Source organism: Yoonia sp. R2-816 (genome assembly GCF_046762905.1).
Taxonomy (GTDB): domain Bacteria; phylum Pseudomonadota; class Alphaproteobacteria; order Rhodobacterales; family Rhodobacteraceae; genus Yoonia.
The window spans coordinates 1-244 of the sequence record NZ_JBKQXN010000261.1 but is presented as its reverse complement, the minus strand read 5'-3'; the positions used below and the strand labels follow the sequence as shown (position 1 = coordinate 244).

The following is a 244-nucleotide window of genomic DNA, read 5'->3' as shown; positions in this document are numbered from 1 at the left end:
GCTCAAGGCCGACTGGTGGGATGAGTATGACCGCTGGCAACGTCGCGATCTCAGCACGCGGAGGTTTGTCTACATCTGGGCGGATGGGGTCTATTTCCGACCACGCATGGATGAGGAAAAACAGTGTGTTCTGGTGTTGATCGGCGCAGACGAGTGGGGCCGGAAGGAGATTATCGGCCTCGCCGATGGCTATCGCGAAAGTACCCAAAGTTGGCGTGAGCTGCTTCTCGATCTCCAGCGGCGC

The 244-nt window shown here is 58.6% G+C and carries 1 protein-coding gene; it reads left to right on the top strand.

Annotated elements, in window-relative coordinates; genetic code table 11:
* Positions 1 to 244, top strand: a 244-nt coding sequence (locus ACFWW2_RS16615; RefSeq protein WP_393929752.1) for a transposase, incomplete at both ends; no start/stop codon positions are given.